This is a genomic window from Halomonas sp., from assembly GCF_014859505.1.
Taxonomy (GTDB): domain Bacteria; phylum Pseudomonadota; class Gammaproteobacteria; order Pseudomonadales; family Halomonadaceae; genus Halomonas.
Window position 1 is genome coordinate 62,476 of record NZ_JACUUD010000002.1, and the last position, 16,004, is coordinate 78,479.

At 66.4% G+C, this 16,004-nt stretch carries 15 protein-coding genes; 8 read left to right on the top strand and 7 right to left on the bottom strand.

All coding sequences use genetic code 11. The annotated features are described in order from the left end of the window. Positions 1-5: 5 nt before the first annotated feature. The gene (locus IBX53_RS00655; protein WP_367171533.1) at positions 6-2,009 is read right to left on the bottom strand and encodes a diguanylate cyclase; all 2,004 of its coding nucleotides are present in this window, start codon (positions 2,007-2,009) and stop codon (positions 6-8) included. A gap of 364 nt (positions 2,010-2,373) precedes the next feature. Between IBX53_RS00655 and IBX53_RS00660 the strand changes: the two genes are divergently transcribed. Then, the gene (locus IBX53_RS00660) at positions 2,374-2,652 is read left to right on the top strand and encodes a hypothetical protein (RefSeq protein WP_290903802.1); all 279 of its coding nucleotides are present in this window, start codon (positions 2,374-2,376) and stop codon (positions 2,650-2,652) included. Here IBX53_RS00660 and IBX53_RS00665 read toward each other — a convergent pair. From IBX53_RS00665 to IBX53_RS00690, 6 genes are read right to left on the bottom strand one after another with little or no spacing between them, the layout of a single operon-like run. Then, positions 2,588-3,991: an FAD-dependent oxidoreductase gene (locus IBX53_RS00665; RefSeq protein ID WP_290903805.1), complete on the bottom strand. Its 1,404-nt coding sequence runs from the start codon at positions 3,989-3,991 to the stop codon at positions 2,588-2,590. The genes IBX53_RS00660 and IBX53_RS00665 overlap by 65 nt on opposite strands. Then, complete coding sequence (locus IBX53_RS00670) at positions 3,991-4,941, bottom strand: polysaccharide deacetylase family protein (protein WP_290903808.1); 951 nt, start codon at positions 4,939-4,941, stop codon at positions 3,991-3,993. The genes IBX53_RS00665 and IBX53_RS00670 overlap by 1 nt, the downstream gene beginning before the upstream one ends. 3 nt (positions 4,942-4,944) lie before the next feature. After that, complete coding sequence (locus tag IBX53_RS00675) at positions 4,945-5,895, bottom strand: polysaccharide deacetylase family protein (RefSeq protein WP_290903810.1); 951 nt, start codon at positions 5,893-5,895, stop codon at positions 4,945-4,947. A gap of 30 nt (positions 5,896-5,925) precedes the next feature. After that, positions 5,926-6,600 (bottom strand): isochorismatase family protein, encoded by a 675-nt coding sequence (locus IBX53_RS00680; protein WP_290903813.1) that lies wholly within the window; start codon positions 6,598-6,600, stop codon positions 5,926-5,928. A gap of 49 nt (positions 6,601-6,649) precedes the next feature. Further along, positions 6,650-7,525, bottom strand: coding sequence for an isocitrate lyase/PEP mutase family protein (locus IBX53_RS00685; RefSeq protein ID WP_290903815.1), 876 nt, complete (start codon positions 7,523-7,525; stop codon positions 6,650-6,652). 47 nt (positions 7,526-7,572) lie between these two features. Next, complete coding sequence (locus IBX53_RS00690) at positions 7,573-8,139, bottom strand: tautomerase family protein (RefSeq protein WP_290903817.1); 567 nt, start codon at positions 8,137-8,139, stop codon at positions 7,573-7,575. A gap of 140 nt (positions 8,140-8,279) precedes the next feature. On the opposite strand from IBX53_RS00690, the gene IBX53_RS00695 reads away from it, so the two are divergent. The 7 genes from IBX53_RS00695 to katG all read left to right on the top strand — a co-directional run. Further along, positions 8,280-9,107 (top strand): GntR family transcriptional regulator, encoded by an 828-nt coding sequence (locus IBX53_RS00695; RefSeq protein WP_290903819.1) that lies wholly within the window; start codon positions 8,280-8,282, stop codon positions 9,105-9,107. Positions 9,108-9,230: 123 nt separating this feature from the next. Next, on the top strand, positions 9,231-10,628 hold the full coding sequence (gene leuC, locus IBX53_RS00700) for a 3-isopropylmalate dehydratase large subunit (protein ID WP_290903822.1): 1,398 nt from the start codon (positions 9,231-9,233) through the stop codon (positions 10,626-10,628). Between the two features lie 10 nt (positions 10,629-10,638). Then, positions 10,639-11,277, top strand: coding sequence for a 3-isopropylmalate dehydratase small subunit (gene leuD, locus IBX53_RS00705; RefSeq protein ID WP_290903824.1), 639 nt, complete (start codon positions 10,639-10,641; stop codon positions 11,275-11,277). A 65-nt stretch (positions 11,278-11,342) separates the two neighbouring features. Further along, positions 11,343-12,344: a TRAP transporter substrate-binding protein DctP gene (gene dctP, locus IBX53_RS00710; protein WP_290903826.1), complete on the top strand. Its 1,002-nt coding sequence runs from the start codon at positions 11,343-11,345 to the stop codon at positions 12,342-12,344. A 79-nt stretch (positions 12,345-12,423) separates the two neighbouring features. After that, positions 12,424-12,930 (top strand): TRAP transporter small permease, encoded by a 507-nt coding sequence (locus tag IBX53_RS00715; RefSeq protein ID WP_290903828.1) that lies wholly within the window; start codon positions 12,424-12,426, stop codon positions 12,928-12,930. After that, positions 12,930-14,243 carry a TRAP transporter large permease gene (locus IBX53_RS00720; protein ID WP_290903830.1) on the top strand — a complete coding sequence of 438 codons (1,314 nt, stop codon included), beginning with the start codon at positions 12,930-12,932 and terminating at the stop codon, positions 14,241-14,243. Before IBX53_RS00715 ends, IBX53_RS00720 begins: the two co-directional genes overlap by 1 nt. A 345-nt stretch (positions 14,244-14,588) precedes the next feature. After that, positions 14,589-16,004 (top strand): catalase/peroxidase HPI (gene katG, locus IBX53_RS00725; RefSeq protein WP_290903832.1); only part of this gene is annotated, 1,416 nt, incomplete at its 3' end.

Here is a 16,004-nt window from a genome sequence, read left to right on the forward strand (position 1 = left end):
GCTGGCTAGTCGAAGAGGTCGTCCTCGGGGGCGCTCTCCTCGACATGCACCACCACGGCGTTACGTCCCTGGCGCTTGGAAGCGTAGCAGGCGGCATCGGCACGCGCCTGAATGGCCGCGATGGACGAGTCACCCGCCTGGAAGGCGGTCAGGCCGATGCTACCGGTCACAAAGAACTCCCGGCCATCTTGGATAACGCTGACCTGGCTCACCACCTCCCTGACCGACTCGGCAATCTTTCTGGCCTGGCTCAGGGTGCAACTCGGCAGCAGCAGGCCGAACTCATCGCCCCCCTGCCGGGCAAGATAGTCGTTGTGGCGCACCTCCCAAGCCACCACCTGGGCAACCCGGCGCAGCAGCTCGTCGCCTAGGGCGTGGCCACCCTCATCGTTGACGGGCTTGAAGTGGTCAAGGTCGAAAAGCAGCAGCGCCGAGGGAGTGCCGGTCTTGGTGAAATCGGCCATCGCCTCCTCCAGGCGGCGCTCGAAGCCGCGCCGGTTGAGCAGGCCGGTAAGCGGGTCGTGCTCGGCTTCCCAGCGCTGCAGGGCCTCCTGCTGTTGCCGCTCGGTGATGTCCTTGACCACGGCCACGATGCCCAGGGGAGACTCTTCCTTCCGTACCAGGCACGCATGTACCTCGAGCCACAGCGGCTCACCGCCAGCATCCATGACCCGCAGCTGCCTGAGGAAATCGTTGCCCCTGCCCAGGGTATGGCGCCACATGTCGATGGCCCCCTTTCGGTCATCCGGATGAATGCGTGCCAGTAAGGCCTTCCTGGTGGTGCCATACTCGATGCCCAGCATCTCGACCAGAGCGGGGTTCAGGTAGGTGATCTCGCCATCGAGCTGGGCCACAAACATGCCAGCGGGCGTCGAACCCAGCACGGCGTCGAGGAAGACTTCCCTGTCGCGCAGGCGAAGTAACGCCTGCCTGCGCTCCTGCTCCAGCCGGTTGAAGGCGTCCGAGACCTGAGTGAGCTCCTGAAGATCGGTTGCCAAGGCCAGCCGCTGACGCTTACCCTCGCCCACCTCGGCGATCTGCTGCTCCAGGCGGTGAAGCGGTGTCAGCTGACGGCCTACCCACCAGCGGGTGACCAACAGCATCAGCAGGGCCGCCACCACCCAGGTCCACCAGAGCCGCTCCAGAAACGCCTGCAGGGGCGACATCGCCTCGCTGCGCGGCATCATCATCGCCAACACCCAACCGGCCTTCCTCACCTGCCGATAGGCTACCAGCATGGTGTCGCCTTCCAGCACATGTTGGGATTCCCCCTCCCAGCCGTCCAGCGCCAACTGGAAGTCGGGCGGATCCATACGCTGCAGGGATGCCACGGGACCGCTCAGGGAGCCAGGAATGAACACCGGCTCGCCAGCCGCCGTGAAGATGGCGACGTGGCCATTATGCTGAAAGTTCTGGGACGCGATACTGCGCAGGAACTGGCCATGGGAAAGGTTGAGAAGGCCACCTACCACCCCGTTGAAGGTCCCATCGGCAGTGAAGCGGGGGACCAGCATAAACACCATAGGCTGCTGGCTCGCCCGGCCGATGAAGGGTTTGCTGACATAGGGCCAGGGGGAGTGGCTCAGCATCTGGAAATATTCGGTATGAGCGGTCTCGAAGCCGATACGGCCCGGATACTCCGGCAGATCGGCGATCACCCTGCCCTGGGCATCGGTGACCATGATGCCCTCGAAGTGCGCCAGCAGGCTGCGGTTCTGCTTGAGGAGCGGCGCCACCTCAACGCCGCCGTCTCCGGCCAGCTGGTGGGCGACATGAGTCAGTGCCGTAAAGCGCTGGCCGAACTGTTCCTGAAGCCCACGGCTCAGCACCTCGGCCTCATACCCCAGATAGGAGAGACTCTCCTTTCGCGCGAGCGTCTGACCGATGCCCCAGGCCAATCCCAGCAACAAACCTATGATGACTAGCCAGGTCACCACCATCCCTACCAGCAGGCGACCCTGCAGCCCCTGCAGACCCTGGCTCAGAGCACCAGGCAACCATCGCTTCACGGCACTTCCCACCATTTTGATGCCTCACCGGGCATGCGAGGCAGGCTTGATGCCTACACCCAAAAATTGTAACGAACAATCGCCTTATTATTACATCATACTTAATTAAAAAAATGCCTCTCCACGCCGGCAGGTGCCGGACCTGGCCGCCCGCTGGCAGCGTTCTCGATCAAACCTGCCTGTCCCGGATATTACATCGGGAGAATCAGAAGCATTCAGATTCTAGGCTCGGTGCGGATGATGATGTTCCGGGCTTGTGGTTGGCTACTTTTTGATCAATTTCTTGGCCTCAGGGTGCACTTACCCTTCCCCTATATATTTTCTGTGGTTTTTCGCAGACTACCTGCACGGCGCGGGCCTGGCCGTGCTGCCCTGCTTCATGGCCAGCGCCGCGGAGACACTGGTGAACGTGCTGGAGGAGGAAGTGGCGATCGACCGCCAGTTCTGGATCACCGCCCGCCAGGAGCAGCGCCGCCTGGCCCGGGTGCGGCTGCTGTGGGACTTCCTGCGCGAGGCGCTGGAGGTCAACCGCGCCTTCCTGATGGGCGAGAGCCGCGAACTGCGGGTGACGGCCCGCGTCAGCCGCGCAGCAGCTGGCGGGACGCCTCGCGCCCGGCGATGGCGCCCATCACCACGGCGCTGAGCAGGCCATTGCCGGAGAGATAGCCGCTGTCGTTCGACCCGGACACCCCGCGAGCCGCGCCGCCGGCGGCAAACAGGTTGGGGAGCGGCGTGCCGTCGCCCTTGAGGACCCGGGCCCGGGTGTCCACCTCGAGGCCGCCCTGGGTGTGGAACAGGGCGCCGGTGACCCTGATGGCGTGATAAGGCGGTTCCAGCAGGGTCTCGGGCGCGAAGTTGCGCCCGAAGCTGTCGGGCTCGCCGCTCTCGGCCAGGGCGTGCATCTCGGCGAAGGTCGCCTGCAGGGCCGCCGGCGGCATCTCGAGCCCCTCGGCCATGGCCTCCAGGCTGTCGAAGGTGCGCACGGCGCCGGCCTCATGGGCATTGCGGTAGTCCTCGAACTCCAGCGCCGCCTGGTGGATGCGGGCATCGAAGAGGTTCCAGGCGATGCCGCCGGGCTGGGCCAGCACCCGGGCGGCCTGCTCGGAGTAGCCGCCGTGCTCGCTGGAGAAGCGCCTCCCCTCCCGGTTGAGCTGGACGCCCCCGCGCATCATCAGCGCCCAGGAGATCAGCGTCTGGTGGGGCGTGGCCAGGGAACCGTGCCCCTGACAGGCGCCCAGGTCCTTGAGGCTGGCGCCCATGGCCTCCCCCCACAGCAGGGCATCGCCCTGGTTGCCCTCGTGGCCGTAGTAGAGGGCATCCTTCAGCGAGGGGATATGCCGCGCCACCAGCTCGGGGTTGCCGCCATAGCCGTTGCAGGCCAGCAGCAGGGCGTCGCAGCCGATGGACTCGCGGCTGCCGTCGGGGCGCTCAAGGGTCACGCCGCGCACGCGTCCCTCGTCATCCACATGCAGGTCGACCACCCGGGCCTGGGTGAGGATATCGATGCCGGCCGCCTCGGCGGCATTGAGCAGGCAGCCCATCAGCTCCTCGCCCGTGCGTCGCGGCGTGGCATGCATGCGCATGCGACTGTGCCCCGGGTAGAGGAAGCCCTCGACCAGGTTGAAGGGAATGCCGTGGGTGTCAGCCAGCCACTCCACGACACGGCCGGAATAATCGGCCAGGGCCTGGACGATGGCAGGGTCCGCCTCGTGGCCGTTCTTGGCCTGGATGTCGGCGGCCATCAGCTCGCCGCTGTCCTCCACGCCCTTCTCGGCCTGGAAGCGGGTCCCCGCGGCGGGAATGAAGCCGGAGGACATGAAGGTGCTGCCCCGCGGCAGCGCATCTCGCTCCAGCACAACCAGCTCGATGCCGCACTCGTGGGCGGCCAACGCCGCCACCAGGCCGCAGGCGCCGCCGCCGATGATCACCAGCGGCAGGTGGGCCTCGAAGACCGATTCTTCGCGGAAGGCCACGATGCCCATCAGCGCGCCTCCTGCCGGCTGGCCCGGAAGGCGTCGAGGATCTCGCCGGCCGGGGCCTGCCAGACCGCCTCGTGGCCGGTGACATGGGCCAGCACCTCCTCCAGGCAACCGATGCGGTGGGGCTGGCCGACCAGCCAGGGGTGCAGGTTGAGCGCCAGCAGCCGCCCTCCCTCCCGCCGGGACTCCTCCACCAGGAAGTCGAAGGCGTCCTTGACCTGCTCGACCCAAGAGTCCTCGGAGTGCAGGTTCTGGGCCATCACGAACTGGTCCTCGATCTCGGTGGTCAGCGGCATCATCATCAGCGGGCCGTGCTCGGTGGCGAAGGGATAGGGCAGCTCGTCGTTGACCCAGTCGGCGCAGTACTCGATGCCGTTCTCGGCGAGCAGGTCGGGGGTGTTCCAGCTCTGGTGCTTGGCCGGGCTCAGCCAGCCGCGGACCGGCTGGCCGGTGAGCGCGCGCAGGGTCGCCACCGAGCGGCGCACGATCTCGGCCTCCTCGTCGCGATCCTGGCCGCCGGTGTGCAGGTGGTCCATGTTCCAGCCGTGGCAGAGGAACTCGCCGCCGAAGGCCTTCAGGCGCTCCAGCAGGTAGGGGGTCTGCTCGGCCAGCTGGGCGTTGATCGCCCAGGTGGGGCGCACGCCGAAGCGCTCGAAGGCCTGCAGAAGACGGTATATCCCCACCCGGTTGCCGTAGTCGCGCAGTGAATAGTGGCGCAGGTCCGGGTAGGGCATGGTCATGCCGTTGGGCACCTTGAAGGGCACGCCGCGCTGGTTGAGCGGGTAGAACTGCAGCGAGACGTTGATCCATACCGCGAGCGTCCTGCCCTGCGGCCACTGCACGGGCGCGCGATCGGCCAGCATCGACCAGGCGTAGCGGTCATGGTCGTAGCCGTGGCGACGCCAGGGGTAGGTCAGGTACTCCGGTGCGAGGGACGAGTCTTGCGAGGACATGGTTCAGTGCCTCCCGGCCGCGGCGGCCTTGGCAGCGATGTCGTCCAGGGCGGCATCGTGGTGGTTATCGAGGTAGTGCCGGGCGATCTCGCGGCCGGTGGCCACCCAGACGTCGCTGTGCCCGGTGATGTACTCCAGCGCCTCCTCGAAGGCCTTGATGCGATGCGGACAGCTGATCTGGTAGTTGTGGGTCGGGATGCACATCACCGTGCCCGACTCGGCCCCCTCGGCGTAGAGCCGGTCGAAGTGGCGCTTGAGCATCGTCAGGTAGTGGCGCGGCTCCACCTTGTTCACCGCGTAGACGATGGTGTCGTTCATCTCCAGCGAATAGGGTACCGAGACGAAGCGGCGCCCCGAGCGCAGCCGGATCGGGGTCGGCTGGTCGTCGTGGAAGAGGTCGCAGGTGTAGATGCCGCCCTCCTCGCCGAACAGCTCCTGGCCCACCTCGGCGAAGAGGTCCAGGGTACGCTCCGAATGGGAGAGCGCCGGGGCCAGGTAGCCGGCACACTTCTGGCTGGTATGGCGGTGAATGGTCTCGATGCCGTCACGGATCATCTCCCGCTCCTGGGCCTCGCTCATGCCGTAGGTGTAGCGGGTGTTGTAGATGCCGTGGCTGAAGAACTCCCAGTCGCGCTCGCGGCACATCTCGATGATCTCGGGATGATGCTCGCAGAGCGCCACCGACAGCGACACCGAGCCGCGAATGCCGTACTTGTCGAGCAGCGCCATCTGGCGCCGGTGGCCGACCCGGTTGCCGTAGTCGCGGATGCTGTAGCCGGGCACCGAGGGGTGCGGGGTCGGCCAGGGCTTGCGCTGCGGGTTCGACGGCGGATCGAGCTCGTAGTACTCGATGTTGGGGGCCACCCAGAAGGCGACCCGCGCCCCGTTCGGCCAGGTGATCTTCGGCCGGTTCTCCCAGGGCCAGTAGTCGTAGGCGCCCAGTGTTTCCTTCATGTCGCTCTCCTCCTGCGCTCGACGAGCGCCTCAGGCCTGCTCGCCGGCGCGTGACTCCAGCCAGCTCAGCACGTCCGCCACCGGCATCACGTCGGCATACTTGAGGTGCAGGTCGGTGAGGTTGGCGTAGTGGTAGCTCTCGTGCTTGTCGGCCACGCACTCCATGGGAACGATGGTGCGATAGCCCCGCGACAGACTGTCCACGGCGGTGGCACGGATGCAGCCGGAGGTGGAACCGCCGGTGACGATCACGGTGTCGACCTGGTGCCACACCAGCAGCGACTGCAGCGGGGTCTCGAAGAACGCCGAGGGCATCCGCTTGGTGTAGACGACATCGCTCTGCGCGATCTCCACCCGCTCGTCGAAGGCGGCGCGGTCGGAGCCGTACTTGATGTTCTGCAGCGAGTCGGGGGTGTCGGTGCGGGTTCCCCACACGCCGGCATCCTCGGCGGAGTCCAGGAAGGCCACGTGGGTCCACACCACGGGCCAGTTCAGGGTGCGGAAGGCCCGGGCCAGCTGGTTCACGTAGTCGAGCTGGTGAGGGTCGGTCTCATAGGCGGTCTTGTACAGGTCGGTGCGGGTGTAGGCCTTCTGCGGGTCGACGTTCACCAGCACCGCCTTGTTGCCGAAGCCGAAGGGGACACGCTGGGGGTTGGCCATGACCTCATGGAAGAGCTCCTTGGCGGTCTTGTCGGTCGTGATCATCTGAATTCTCCCTGAGTGTGGTGGGCCGGGCGCCAGGAGGCACCCGCCATCATCGGTTCTCGTATTTCTGGCCCAGTTCCAGCATGGCCTGGGTGCCGAGGTAGTCGTTGAGCTGGGTGAAGTCGAGCATCCGGTCGCGGAAGGCGTCCGTGGTGCCGTCCCGGCGCAGGGTCGCGAAGAACCGGCTGGCCATGTGGGTGACCGCGCGGACCAGGGCGCCGGGGAAGATCACCAGCGAGAAGCCCAGCGCCTGCAGCGCCTCGGCGTTCTGCAGCGGCGTATCGCCTCCCTCCACCATGTTCGCCATGATCGGCACCCGGCCGCGGAACTCGGCCATGATCCGGGCGATGTCCTCGTCGTTGCGGATACCCTCGATAAACAGCATGTCGACCCCCGCCTCGCGGTAGGCCCGGGCCCGCTCGATGGCACCGTCGGTGCCCTCCACGGCCAGGGCATCGGTGCGGCCGATGATCAGCGTCTCGTCGCTCTGGCGGGCATCCAGCGCCGCCTTCAGCTTGCCGACCATCTCGCCGGTGGGCACCAGGGTCTTGCCGCGCAGGTGGCCGCAGCGCTTGGGATAGGTCTGGTCCTCGAGCTGGATGGCACTGGCGCCGGAGCGCTCCAGCATGCGCACGCTGCGCATCACGTTCATGGCGTTGCCGAAGCCGGTGTCGCAGTCCACCACGATGGAGGCCTCGGTGCGTTCGCGGATATGCGCCAGGGCGTCGTTGACCTCGGAGAGGCTGAGCAGCCCGATATCCGGGCGCCCCAGCTGGGTGTAGGCCAGGCTGGCGCCGGAGAGGTAGACAGTATCGAAGCCGGCCTGCTCGGCGAGCGATGCCCCCAGGGCATCATAGACACCGGGGGCGACGACGATCTCGGAAGCGTGCAGCCGAGCCTTGAGGCCGTTGGCGGATGGGGTCATGGCAGTGGAGTTCCTCGTGTGCAGGGGGAGTCGGTAGATGGCAGGCCTCAGGCGCGTGCCAGCGCCAGGTCGTTCCAGACACGCTGCCGGGAGAGCTTGCCGTCTCGCACCTCGAAACGGTCGATGAAGCGGACGCCGTCGAAGGCGGTGCCGTCCGGCCACTCGCCGTAAAGCTCGCCATGGCAGACCACCACCGTGTGGTCCCCCTTGTCACAGCAGTCGACGTCGATGAAGCGTTTCTTCACGAAGCGGTAGCGACCGCGCGCCCAGGCCAACAGCTCGTCCAGCCGGGACATCACGCCGCTGCCGGGAAACTCCATCGTGAAGTCGTCGGCGAGCAGGCTCGACGCGAGCGCCAGGTCGCGGGCCTCCATGGCGTCTAGGAAGGTGCGCACCAGCGCCTCGGGGCCGGGCGGTGCCGCGGCTTCGGCGCCGGGCACGCGGGGACGCCCGCCGCGCATGTAGCCGTCGGGCTCGACCTCGTGGAGGAAGAAGGTGATGGCCTCCGGGTCCGCATCGATCGTCTGGCGGACGGCATCGGTCAATCGCGAGCAGAGCCGCTGCCTGAGCTCGCTGGAGTAGCCGCGGATCAGACTGACCTGAACGACGGGCATGGGCGCCTCCCCGGGGTTGTTATCCTTGTTGTCTACCGTTGTCACTCTCGCATGGCACAGCAACCTGTACTATGCATAATACATTTCTATGTCCACTTGACTGCCGCCGTCAAGTGCCGGGAAACGATCAGGGGTTGGCCATGAACGACGCACACGTGACCTCCGTGGGAGGCACCAAGTCCCACCGTATCTTCCTGCTGCTCAAGGACGCGATCCTCAGCGGGCGCCTGCCGCCGGGACGCAAGCTGCCGGGCGAGATCAAGCTGGCCGAGCAACACGGGGTGTCGCGGGTCACCGTCCGGCGCGCCATGGAGGCACTGCGCGAGGCGGGAATGGTGGACCGCCGGCCGGGGCTCGGCACCGTGGTGCTCGAGCAGCCGCTGGATGCCACGGTGATAACGGCCAGCGTCTCCAACCTGCTGCCCAATATGGTCAAGATGAGCCAGGCCTCGCGGGTGCGGCTGCTGGAGTTCAGCTACGTGAAGCCTCCGGAAGCGGTGCGCGACAGCCTGGGCCTCGACGGCGGAGAGCGGGTGCAGCGCTCCATCCGGGTGCGCATGGCCGACGACAAGCCGTTCTCCTACCTGGTAACCCACGTGCCGGAGTACATCGCCCTGCACTACAACGAGGCGGACCTCTCCAGCATGCCGCTATTCGCCCTGCTGGAACGCAGTGGCGTGAGGGTCGACCACGCCTCCCAGACGATCTCGGCGACCCTGGCCACCCACGAGGTCGCCGAGGCGCTCGGCGTCTCCGTGGGCTCGCCGCTCATCTCCCTGACCCGTGTGGTCTACGACGAGGAGGGACGGGGCGTGGAGCATCTGGATGCGCTCTACCGGCCGGATCGCTACCGCATCCAGATCGACCTCAACCGCACCGGCGACGAGGAGTCGCGCTACTGGGAACCCATGGCGACGGAGACGGAACCGGCCGCTAGTGCGCGGCCCGACGACGCCGGCAACCGATAATCTGTACTATTTTTAATACATTTAAAAAACGACAGAAAATACATTTGACCTGTGCCATGCAGCTGCGCTAGTTGTATCTGATACGCCAGCCATCACGATTCCGACAGGCCGAGCCAAGCGATCATGACGACACCCACCACGCTGTTCGACAAGGTATGGGACGCCCACGAGATCCACCGCACCGACGGTGGCGAGAGCCTGCTGTGGATCGATCGGCACTTCGTGCACGAGGGCTCGTTCCACGCCTTCAACAAGCTGCGCGAGCGTGGACTGCCCGTGGCGCGACCGGACCTGACCTTCGGCATCGCCGATCACTACGTGCCGACACTGACGCGCCGACTCGACGACATCGCCGATGCCAAGGTCCGCGGCATGATCGAACAGCTCTCCGACAATACCCGGGAGCACGGCATCACCCTGTTCGGCCTGGACGACCCCCGCCAGGGCATCGTCCACGTGCTCGGCCCCGAGCAGGGCCTGACCCAGCCGGGCCTGCTGATGGTGTGCGGCGACAGCCACACCTCCACCCATGGCGCCTTCGGCAGCATCGCCTTCGGCATTGGCGCCTCCGAGGTGGCCCACGTCCTGGCGACCCAGACCCTGTGGCAGACGCGGCCGAAGCAGATGCGCCTCACCGTGGAAGGCACCCTGCCCCCCGGCATTTCGGCCAAGGACATCGCCCTGACCTGGATCGCCCGCCTGGGCGCCGACGGCACCCGCGGCCACGCCATCGAGTACGCCGGCAGCGCCATCCGCGCACTCTCCATGGAGGCGCGACTGACCCTGTGCAACCTCTCCATCGAGGGCGGCGCCCGCTGCGGCATGATCGCCCCCGATGCCACCACCTTCGACTACCTGCGCGGCCGGCCCTTCGCCCCCCGCGGGGAGGCGTGGGACCAGGCCGTCGCCTGCTGGGAGACGCTGGCGAGCGACACCGATGCCCGCTTCGACCGCGAGGTGATGCTGGACGCCAGCGAGATCGCCCCCACCGTGACCTGGGGCGTCTCTCCCGAAGAGGCGTTGCCCATTGATCAGTGCATCCCTGGCCCGGCAGATCAGCCCGATGCCGGCAAGGCGCGCCAGGTGTGCGACAGCCTTGAGTACATGGGCCTCGAGCCGGGCCAGAAACTGACCGATATCGGCATCGACCGGGTATTCATCGGCTCCTGCACCAACGCCCGCATCGAGGACCTGCGCGCCGCGGCCGAGGTCCTCAGGGGCCGGCGCAGCAAGGTGCCAGGCATCGTGGCTCCCGGCTCCACCCTCGTGAAGCACCAGGCGGAAGCCGAGGGCCTCGACCGGGTCTTTGTGGAGGCCGGCCTCGAGTGGCGGGAGTCCGGCTGCTCCATGTGCGTGGGCATGAACGGCGACCTGGTGCCCAGCGGCGAGCGCTGCGCCTCCACCACCAACCGCAACTTCAAGGGTCGCCAGGGCCCGGGCGCCAGGACCCACCTGATGTCTCCGGCCATGGTCGCCGCCGCCGCCGTGGCCGGTCACCTGGCCGACATCCGCGAACTCTGAGGGAGCCCCCATGGAACCCATCAAGACCCTGGACGCCCTGGCTTGCCCGCTGCCACTGGCCAACGTCGACACCGACCAGCTGATTCCGGCGCGCTTCATGAAGGAGCCGCGCAGCGTCGGCTACGGGCAGTTCCTGCTCCACGACCTGCGTCACGACGATCAGAGCCAGCCGCGGAAAGATTTCATTCTCAATCACCCCCGGGCCAGCGAGTCATGCATCCTGGTGGCCCGCCGCAACTTCGGGGCCGGCTCTTCCCGGGAGGCCGCGGTCTATGCCCTGGTGGACTTCGGCTTCCGCTGCGTGATCGCCCCGAGCTTCGGCGACATCTTTGCCTCCAATGCGGTCAACAACGGGCTGCTGCCGGCTACGCTTCCTGAAACGGATATCGAACGCCTGCTCGAACACCTGGGCAACGCGCCCGGGCCGCTGCGGGTGGATCTGGAGGCTTGCCGCATCCAGGCCGGGGACCTGGTGATGGCATTCACGATCGCGCCGGGCTGGCGCACCAAGCTGCTCAACGGCTGGGACGATATCGACCTGACTCGACAGCATGCCGACGAGATCGCGCGGTTTGCCGCCGACTACGCCAGGCAGCGTCCCTGGCTTGCCACCACCGCTTCCCGAGAGAAGGTCATCACCCGGGGGTAGTCCCCGGGGCCAACCATAACCACAACCGGCAAGACCACAACTCGCTGTTCACAAGGAGAACAACCATGAACAAGGCACTCATCGCCCCCCTGGGCCTCGCCGTCCTGATGGCCTCCGGCCATGCCCTGGCCGAGGACCGCATCACCGCGGTCCACGCCTTCCCGCCCTCGCTGATCTACACCCAGAGCTTCCTCGAGTTCGTCGACAAGGTGAACGAGCGCGGCGAGGGGGTGGTGCAGATCGACGTGCGCGGCGGCCCGGAGGTGATCGGCCTCTCCGAGCAGCCGGACGCCGTGCGCAACGGCGTGGTGGACATGGCCTATACCGCGGCCAGCTTCTATGCCGGCACCGTGCCGGAGCGTGACGCCATGGTCGCCTCCAACACCAACGCCATCTTTGCCCGGGAGAACGGAGGCATCGACCTGCTCAACCGGATCCACCAGGAGAAGATGGGCACCTACTACCTGGGCTGGTTCGACAGTGGCGTCAGCTACAACCTCTATACCATCAACGAGCCGCGCCTGGACGACGACGGCAACCTCAGCGTCTCCGGCCTGACCCTGCGCAGCAACCCGGTCTATGACGCCTTCTTCCAGGACTACCTGGGCGCCCAGCCGATCAGCCTGCCCACCACCGACGTCTACTCCGCCCTGGAGCGCAACGTAGTCAACGCCACCGGCTGGACCCAGATCGGCCTCAAGGACCTCAACTGGGACCGCTTCCTGAACTACCGCATCGACCCGGACTTCTTCTCCACCGACATGGGCGTGATCGTCAACCTGGACAGCTGGAACCGCCTCAGCGACGAGTCCCGGGAGCTTCTCCAGGAGGTCGCAATCGAGCACGAGCGGGACAGCGCCGAGCGCTTCGAGGTGCTGGCCGCGGAGCAGCAGGCCGAGCTCGAGGCCGACGGCATGCAGGTCTTCCGCCTGGAAGGCGAGGCCGGCGCCACCTTCTCGGAAGCCGCCCGCGAGGCCACCTGGGAGCGTATGCGTCGCCAGATGGAGCGCCATCCCATGGGCCTCGAGCACTACGACGAGCTGATCGAGAAGTTCAACGACCTCTGAGCCGCCGGGGCCGGCCGCCACGCGGCCGGCCCCCGCCCTGCGGCCGCTCATACCCTCCCCTTGCGCCCGGTAACCCCCTATGCGTTACGCCAGTCGTGCTTATATGCTGCTGCTCAACGGCATGGCACTGATCGCCGCCATCATGCTCGTCTGGCTGATGGTGGCCATCGTGCTCTCCGTGGTGATCAGAAACCTCGGCCTGCAGCCCTCGGCCTGGTTCTTCCTCTCCACCGAGTACGCCATGTTCTACCTCACCCTGCTGGGCGCGCCCTGGCTGGTCAGGCACAAGGGACACGTGCATATCGAGCTTCTCACCTCGGTGCTGCCGCCGGCGGCCCTGCAGGTGCTCAGCCGCCTGGTGGCACTGCTGTGCGTCACGGTCTGCGTGGTGCTGGCCTGGAAGGGGTATGACCTGGTGTCGATGAACCTGGCGCGCAACGACTACGACGTACGCGCCTTCTTCGTGCCCAAGTGGATCCTGACCGTCGCCTACCCGGTGTGCTTCTCCATGATGGCCATCGAGTTCGCCCGCTTCGTGGTCGGGCGGGACATCCTTCACAGCGGCGAAGCGGGGATCAAGGAATAATGGAATGGTATCTGGCCCTGGCCTTTCTCCTGGCCCTGATTCTCGGCTTCATGGCCATCGGCACGCCGATCGCCCTGGCCTTCCTGGCCGCCAATGTCATTGGCGCCTGGCACTTCATGGGCGGCCAGAACGGCATCATCCAGATGCTCAACAACGGCTTCGGCGCCCTTTCCAGCTTCAACCTGGTGCCGATCCCGCTGTTCCTGCTGATGGGTGAGCTGTTCTTCCGCACCGGCCTGGGCATGAGGATGTTCAACGCCATCGACCAGCTGATGGGCAAGGTCCCGGGGCGGCTCTCCTACGTTACCGTGGTGGGCGGCACGGGCTTCTCGACCCTGAGTGGCTCGTCGATGGGCTCGACCGCCCTGATGGGCTCGCTGCTGGTGCCGGAGATGGAGCGCCGCGGCTACAAGAAGCGCATGGCCATCGGTCCGATCCTGGGCACCGGCGGGCTGGCCATCATCATCCCGCCCTCGGCGCTGGCGGTGCTGCTGGCGACCCTGGCCAAGATCGATATCGGCGCCCTGCTGATCGCCGGCATCATGCCCGGCCTGGTGCTGGCCGGGTTCTACATCGCCACCATCTGGATCCAGACGCGGCTCGACCCCGAGGCGGCGCCCAACTACGAGCTCGAGCCGGTGCCGCTGGCCCAGAAGCTCAAGCTGGTGGTCACCGACATCCTGCCGATGATCAGCGTGATGGTGTTCATTGTCGCGCTGATGCTGCTGGGCTTCGCCACCCCATCCGAGGCGGCGGCCTTCGGCGCCCTGGGCGCCATCGTGCTGGCAGCGATCTTCCGCTGCATGACCTGGGAGGCCTTCAAGCTCTCGGTGATCGGGGCGCTGAAGGTCACCCTGATGGCCTACCTGATCGTCTTCGGCTCCGCCACCTTCAGCCAGCTGCTGGCCTTCTCGGGTGCCTCCAGCGGCCTGATCCACTGGGCCACCAGCTTCGACCTGGCGCCGATCCTGATGCTGCTGGCCATGTTCGCCGTGCTGCTGGTGCTCGGCACCTTCATGGAGCAGATCTCCATCATGATGCTGACGGTGCCGTTCTTCTTCCCCCTGGCCCAGGTGCTCGGCTTCGACCCCGTCTGGTTCGGCATCATCATGCTGCTGGCGCTGGAGATCAGCTTCTCCACCCCGCCGCTGGGGCTGCTGCTCTTCGTGATGAAGGGGGTGGCACCGGCAGGCACCACCATGCGCGAGATCTACGCCGCGGCAATCCCCTACATCCTCTGCTCGATGCTGCTGGTGGCGCTGCTGATCGTGTTCCCGGGCATCGCGACCTGGCTGCCCAGCATGATCAATTGAGAGAGCTGCCCACCTCCAAGGCCTGGCACCAGGCCACGCGACCTTTCACCCCTGGAGAGCAACCGCACGCTCATCGGCAGACCTAGCAGCTCCGCCACCGCCTGCCGATTGAGATTGGCTATCGATGCGGTCGACAATCTCGCATTGTGCTAATGGATTCATGGAGAGTAGGTTGAAGGTATACGGACGCGGAGCCGCGATCGTCGCCACCCGGTGGCCGAGGGTTGACCAGGCTCACTGTCCCGCAGAACCGCCATCGTCTATACAGAGGTGGCAGTCAGATCAACGCAGCCAAGACTGGAGAGCGATATGGGTGATCAGCAGAACACAGGCAAGTGCCCGGTGATGCACGGATCCAACACGCAGGAGAAGGCGGATGTTGTCGCCTGGTGGCCGGAATCCCTGAACCTGGACATCCTCCACCAGCACGATCGCAAGACCAATCCGATGGGCGAGGACTTCGACTATCGCGAGGCGGTCAAGGGGCTCGATCATGCGGCGCTCGAGGCCGACATGCGCGATCTGATGACCAACAGCCAGGAGTGGTGGCCGGCCGACTGGGGGCACTATGGCGGCCTGATGATCCGCCTGGCCTGGCACGCGGCGGGCACCTACCGTCTGGCCGATGGTCGCGGTGGCGCCGGTACCGGCAACCAGCGTTTCGCTCCGCTCAACTCCTGGCCGGACAACGGCAACCTGGATAAGGCACGCCGCCTGCTGTGGCCGCTCAAGAAGAAGTACGGCAATAAGATCAGTTGGGGCGACCTCTTCATCCTCGCCGGCAACATGGCCTATGAAACCATGGGCTTCAAGACCTTCGGCTTCTCCTACGGCCGCGAGGACATCTGGCACCCGGAGAAGGACATCTACTGGGGGGCGGAAAAGGAGTGGCTGGCGCCGTCCGACAGCCGCTACGAGGATGTCGACAAGCCCGACACCATGGAGAACCCGCTGGCCGCCGTGCAGATGGGCCTGATCTACGTGAACCCGGAGGGCGTCAACGGCCAGCCCGACCCGCTCAAGACCGCCGAGCAGGTGCGCGTCACCTTCGCCCGCATGGCGATGAACGACGAGGAGACCGCGGCGCTGACGGCCGGCGGCCACACCGTCGGCAAGGCCCACGGCAACGGTGATGCCGATGCCCTGGGGCCGGAGCCGGAAGGCGCCGACGTGGAAACTCAGGGTTTCGGCTGGATGAACCCGAACATGGGCGGCAAGGCCGCCAATGCCGTGACCTCCGGCATCGAGGGCGCCTGGACCACCAACCCCACCGTGTTCGACATGGGCTATTTCGAGCTGCTGTTCGGCTATGAGTGGCAACTGACGAAGAGCCCGGCGGGGGCGAACCAGTGGGAACCGGTGGACATCAAGGAGGAGCACATGCCGGTGGATCCCACCGACCCCTCCAAGCGCCACAAGCCGATGATGACCGACGCCGACATGGCGATGAAGATGGATCCGAAGTACCGGGCGATCTGCGAGAAGTTCATGGCGGACCCGGAGTACTTCAAGGACTGCTTCGCCCGCGCCTGGTTCAAGCTGACCCACCGCGACATGGGGCCGAAGAGCCGCTACATCGGCCCGGATGTGCCTCAGGAAGATCTGATCTGGCAGGATCCGGTGCCCCAGGGCGAGACCAACTACATCGAGGAGGTGGTCAAGGAGAAGATCGCCGAGGCCGGCCTTTCCCTCGACGAGCTGGTCAACACCGCCTGGGACAGCGCCCGCACCTTCCGCGGCTCCGACATGCGCGGCGGCGCC

Bases quoted from the DNA above. Each gene is read 5' to 3' on its own strand.
- IBX53_RS00665 (WP_290903805.1), bottom strand. From the start codon at position 3,991: ATGGGCATCGTGGCCTTCCGCGAAGAATCGGTCTTCGAGGCCCACCTG.
- IBX53_RS00670 (WP_290903808.1), bottom strand. From the start codon at position 4,941: ATGTCCTCGCAAGACTCGTCCCTCGCACCGGAGTACCTGACCTACCCC.
- IBX53_RS00675 (WP_290903810.1), bottom strand. From the start codon at position 5,895: ATGAAGGAAACACTGGGCGCCTACGACTACTGGCCCTGGGAGAACCGG.
- IBX53_RS00680 (WP_290903813.1), bottom strand. From the start codon at position 6,600: ATGATCACGACCGACAAGACCGCCAAGGAGCTCTTCCATGAGGTCATG.
- IBX53_RS00685 (WP_290903815.1), bottom strand. From the start codon at position 7,525: ATGACCCCATCCGCCAACGGCCTCAAGGCTCGGCTGCACGCTTCCGAG.
- IBX53_RS00690 (WP_290903817.1), bottom strand. From the start codon at position 8,139: ATGCCCGTCGTTCAGGTCAGTCTGATCCGCGGCTACTCCAGCGAGCTC.
- IBX53_RS00695 (WP_290903819.1), top strand. From the start codon at position 8,280: ATGAACGACGCACACGTGACCTCCGTGGGAGGCACCAAGTCCCACCGT.
- leuC (WP_290903822.1), top strand. From the start codon at position 9,231: ATGACGACACCCACCACGCTGTTCGACAAGGTATGGGACGCCCACGAG.
- leuD (WP_290903824.1), top strand. From the start codon at position 10,639: ATGGAACCCATCAAGACCCTGGACGCCCTGGCTTGCCCGCTGCCACTG.
- dctP (WP_290903826.1), top strand. From the start codon at position 11,343: ATGAACAAGGCACTCATCGCCCCCCTGGGCCTCGCCGTCCTGATGGCC.
- IBX53_RS00715 (WP_290903828.1), top strand. From the start codon at position 12,424: ATGCGTTACGCCAGTCGTGCTTATATGCTGCTGCTCAACGGCATGGCA.
- IBX53_RS00720 (WP_290903830.1), top strand. From the start codon at position 12,930: ATGGAATGGTATCTGGCCCTGGCCTTTCTCCTGGCCCTGATTCTCGGC.